General features: G+C 69.2%; 4 protein-coding genes. 2 read left to right on the top strand and 2 right to left on the bottom strand.

Translation table 11 applies throughout. The features are described from left to right. Positions 1 to 540 (bottom strand): transposase (locus ABZ646_RS41565; protein WP_360531458.1); only part of this gene is annotated, 540 nt, incomplete at its 3' end. A gap of 343 nt (positions 541 to 883) precedes the next feature. Between ABZ646_RS41565 and ABZ646_RS41560 the strand changes: the two genes are divergently transcribed. Then, complete coding sequence (locus ABZ646_RS41560) at positions 884 to 1,072, top strand: hypothetical protein (RefSeq protein ID WP_360531455.1); 189 nt, start codon at positions 884 to 886, stop codon at positions 1,070 to 1,072. 16 nt (positions 1,073 to 1,088) lie between these two features. On the opposite strand, the gene ABZ646_RS41555 is transcribed toward ABZ646_RS41560, so the two are convergent. Next, positions 1,089 to 1,601 (bottom strand): ArsI/CadI family heavy metal resistance metalloenzyme, encoded by a 513-nt coding sequence (locus ABZ646_RS41555; RefSeq protein ID WP_360531461.1) that lies wholly within the window; start codon positions 1,599 to 1,601, stop codon positions 1,089 to 1,091. 308 nt (positions 1,602 to 1,909) lie between these two features. Between ABZ646_RS41555 and ABZ646_RS41550 the strand changes: the two genes are divergently transcribed. Then, on the top strand, positions 1,910 to 3,640 hold the full coding sequence (locus ABZ646_RS41550; RefSeq protein WP_360531452.1) for a SpoIIE family protein phosphatase: 1,731 nt from the start codon (positions 1,910 to 1,912) through the stop codon (positions 3,638 to 3,640). Positions 3,641 to 4,215 lie beyond the last annotated feature (575 nt).

Here is a 4,215-nt window from a genome sequence, read left to right as displayed (position 1 = left end):
GCTGCACAGCTGTTCCCGCAGGGCGGGGTCCGCGATGACCAGGACGGCCTTGAGCTGGTTGATCGCCTGGGTACGGGCCTTGACCGCGGAGTCCTTGGCGAGTTTGTAGATCCGGGCACCGTGCACGGGACCGTCGCCGGACTTGGCCCGAGCCCGGGCGCGACCGCTGAGCACGGCCCGCGCGGCGGCCTGAGCGTCGAGCGGGTCCGACTTCCCCAGCAGCCGGCGGGCCGAGCGGTCAGGCCGGTTCACTTCGAACACCTGAATCTGCTGGGCCAGCAGGTAGCGGGACAGGCCCGCGCCGAAAGTGCCGGTACCCTCCACCCCCGCTCGACGCACCGTCCCGCGCTTACGGGCCCACGCGAGCAGCTGCCGGTAGCCGGCCGCCGTCGCCGGAAAGGACGCCGTTCCCAAGATCTTCCCTAGCGGTGAGAGCACGGCGGCGACATGGACCTCTCCGTGCGTGTCCACACCCAGGACGACCTCGCGCCGAACGGGAGGATCCGCGCTCGAGAAGGAGCTGCGCTGTCGTCTCGTCATGATGGTTCGCCTCCCACGTGATGACGTGCTCCTGCATGGATGGCACCGGCCCGCTCGGGCGGTCTGAACCGTGATGGCGCCTGAACTCGGCAAGGCCCCTATAGGGACACGCCCTGTGGCTCGGTACCAGCAAGCGCCATCCCGTAACGGCGGTCGACATGCCTGTGACTGGACACTTCGGTCATAGATCTCACGAGTCAAACCCCCGTCCGGGACGGCTCCGCGCAACGGTCCCATCGATCCCGGCACGACGGCACGTCCCGACCACAGCCGGATGGCTTCGCACGAACCAGCCCTCAACGTGGCCGGAGCAGTGCGGGAATGAGTTGACTCCCGCCCACTCGTGACCAGCAATGGCGGACAGCCGTCCGGCCTGCCCCGCGTCCCCGCCGGACGCGACGACCTCCGGGGCCTGACCCGACAACTCGTCCGCGTCGTCCACGTCCTGGAGCTCGAAGGCAACGCGCTGAGGGAAGCGAACGGCGTTCTTGCACAGGACCTGGCCGCGCGCTGCCCGGGCCGGCGCGGTTGAGCGGGGTCCCAGCCGGTCAGCTGCCGCAGGCACAGCCCGCGGACTCCTTCGCCTCGGCCGGCGTCTGGGCCGGGTCGACGGACTGCTCGTCATGGGTGCAGCAGGCCGCAGTGCCGCAGCAGGCGTCCGGCGTGCCGTCCGCCCTCTTGCCCAGCGTGTCGGCGTCAGCCTTGACGACGTAGACCTCCCAGGGCTCCTCGCCCGGGCCGGTCACCCAGGTCTTGTCCTGGACGGCGTAGCAGCAGGAGGTGTCATTCTCCTCGAAGGTGGCCAGCCCCGCGTCCTTCAGTCGCGCGGTGGCGGCGGTGACCTGCTCGGTTCTCCCGACCTCGACGCCGAGGTGGTCCAGGCGGGTCTCCTCTCCGGCGTCGCCCTCGATGAGGACGAGCTTGAGCGGGGGCTCGGCGACGGCGAAGTTCGCGTAGCCGGGGCGAAGCTTGGCCGGCTCGGTGCCGAACAGCTTCGAGTAGAGTCTCTGCGCTCTGGATCGCGAGGAACAGGTTGTAGGCGTAGGACGTGCTGGAGGCAGCCTCGCTGTAATCGCGACACACCGAGGTGGGGGGTCATCGAAAAGATGCCCGACCGGAAGAATCGCGAAGAACACCAGCTCAGGGGCCGTTTTCGGGCTCATTGCTCCGCGCGTGCGCTGAGAGCGTCAAGACCAACAGCCCATCCCTCCTGATCACTCGCGACCTGCTCTCGGGACTCAAGGACAGCTTCCTCCTGCACCACCAGGCGGTGATCCGAACGGTCACGGCAGGGAAGACGAGCTGTCGACGCATGCCGGGATCCGATCGGGGTAGGCGAGCCGATTCGGGCTTGAACGGAGGAGGGAACATGGACGACGTCGCCGCCCCCGGCAGGGAAAGTAGTGCCCTGTCCGGGGTTCGGGCGTGTTCTGGCGCCCTGCTCGGTGGAACGCTGGAAAACCTGCGGGAGTCCGCCATCGCGGTCGATGACGCCGGCCTCATCGTCGCGGTCAACAGCGCAGCCCTAAGCCTGCTGGGCAGGGAAGCCTCAGAGCTCGTAGGTCAGGACTTCCACGACCTGCTGCACCGGGACAGATACGGGCACTCGGTGCCGCGCTCGCGATGCTGGATGAGGAAGGCGCTGCTCACGGGGGATACCAGGCATGGCGACGCCGAGTGGTTCGCCCGCGGGGACGGCGTTCTGGTCCAGTTGTCCTGGCTGGTCACGCCCTACTCACCCGCTCCGGGCGGGACAGGTGCGCTGATGGTGTTGTACGAACCGAAGCCAGGGGACGTGCGCCACAGCGACGGCGGCCACTCCGCGCCGCTGACGGAACTGGACCGCCTGGCCTTGCTGGCAGAGACGACCACGCGGCTCACATCCACCCTGGACGCGGACGAGGCGCTGCACCGACTGGCGGCCCTGACCGTGCCCCGGCTAGCGGACTGGGCCGTGTTCGACCTGCTCACCGAACGTGACGAAGTACGACGCGTTCTCGTGATGGAGCACAAGGACGGCATTCTCGTCGAGCGGGAGGACTTGCAAGGCCCAATGCCTCCGGTGCCGGCAGAGTCACCGATGCCCCTGTCACGGGCCCTGCGCGGCGCCGCGTCCTCACTCGCCGGCCCCGCCACCTACCAAGGCGCGCCCGACTCCGGTATAGCGGTCGAGCAGCAGCGCCTGTTTACCGCGACAGGTATGCACTCCGCCGCCATCGCACCCATCCGCGGACTGCGCGACGTGCTCGGCGCCCTGACCCTGGGCCGGGCCCGGCGCCATGACGCGTTCACCCCTGCCGACCTGCCGCTGCTGGAGGACCTCACCCGCCGGGCGGGCCTGGCACTGGACAACGCGCGCCTGTACCAGCGCCAGCGCAAAGTCGCCGAGACCATGCAACGGCACCTGCTGCCCCAGCTGCCCGTCCTGCCCGGGCTGGAGATGACCGCGCGCTACGTACCCGCTCCGGACGCCTCATCCGTGGGCGGTGACTGGTACGACGCCTTCGCTCTGGCCGCCCATGCCCACGCACTGGCCATCGGCGACATCGTCGGACACGATCTCGACGCCGCAGCCGGCATGGCGCAGGTCCGCAACATGCTGCGCGCCTTCGCCTGGTCCCACCCCGAGGCCGCACCCAGCGCCGTCGTCACTCGGCTCGACGAGGCAGTGATGCACATAGCCGAGGTACCCATGGCCACCATGATCCTGGCCAGGCTCACACTCGGCGACGACTCACTGTGGCGTCTACGCTGGACGAACGCCGGCCACCCGCCGCCCCTGCTCATCACCCACGACGGTCAAACCCGCTACCTCGAAGAGGCGCACGGCATACTCCTCGGCACCGGAGTCACCAGACCTCGTCCCGACGCCGTCACCGTCCTGCCACCCCAGGCCACGCTCCTGCTCTACACCGACGGACTGGTCGAATCCCCGCACCACTCCATCGATCATGGACTGGACCGGCTGCGCCGACACGCGGCCTCCCTCGCCCACCGCCCCCTCGACTCATTCTGCGACTTGCTGCTGGACCAGGTCCGCCCCAGCGACAACGATGACGACGTCGCCATGATCGCCCTGCGTACCCCCCATCCCGTATGACCCGCCTGACCCACGCGTGAGTCAGACCGCGTGGGGTTGAAGGGCAGGCCGTCGAGGCTCCTGAGCCGGTGGGCTGCACCTTCGGGGGCCTCTCTCCGACGCGCGAAGAGTTCGCGCGGTGCGGGCCCCGCGCTGCTCCGCGGGTGAGCGCGGCCAGAACACAGTGTCCGCATGCCGCTTCGCCGAGGAGGACGGGCGCCGTCTAGGTCGGGGACGGTCAGGAGGAGCTGGCTGGTGAGGGGGTACGGCAGGCTCCTGCGGTGCTCGCGGTTATCGAACACTGGCGTCCAGGTCGGCTCCGGCGTACGGCCATCACCTTCGACGGCGACTCGGGGCAGCACGACACTGATCTCGACAGCCTTACGCACACCGGTGGTGGGGCAACTCCAGGGCCAACGACGAGGGCCTGTGAGGTAGACCGCCCTCACCATGATCACCCTGCCTGGACTCTCGTCCTGCGAAACCATGGCGAGCGGGAAGGGCGCTGGGCGTGGAGGACGAGCAGCGCCAGGGCGCCGGTCGCCCCGGCCCAGGTCAGTGTGAGCAGGTCGTAGGACCAGGGGATGTGCGGGGTG

The organism is Streptomyces sp. NPDC007162 (genome assembly GCF_040634175.1).
Taxonomy (GTDB): Bacteria; Actinomycetota; Actinomycetes; order Streptomycetales; family Streptomycetaceae; genus Streptomyces.
The sequence above is the reverse complement of the archived record's forward strand: the minus strand, read 5'-3'. Positions and strand labels throughout refer to the sequence as shown.

What these genes read in the sequence shown, in the direction of transcription:
- ABZ646_RS41550 (WP_360531452.1), top strand. Translation starts at nt 1,910, where the DNA reads ATGGACGACGTCGCCGCCCCCGGCAGGGAAAGTAGTGCCCTGTCCGGG.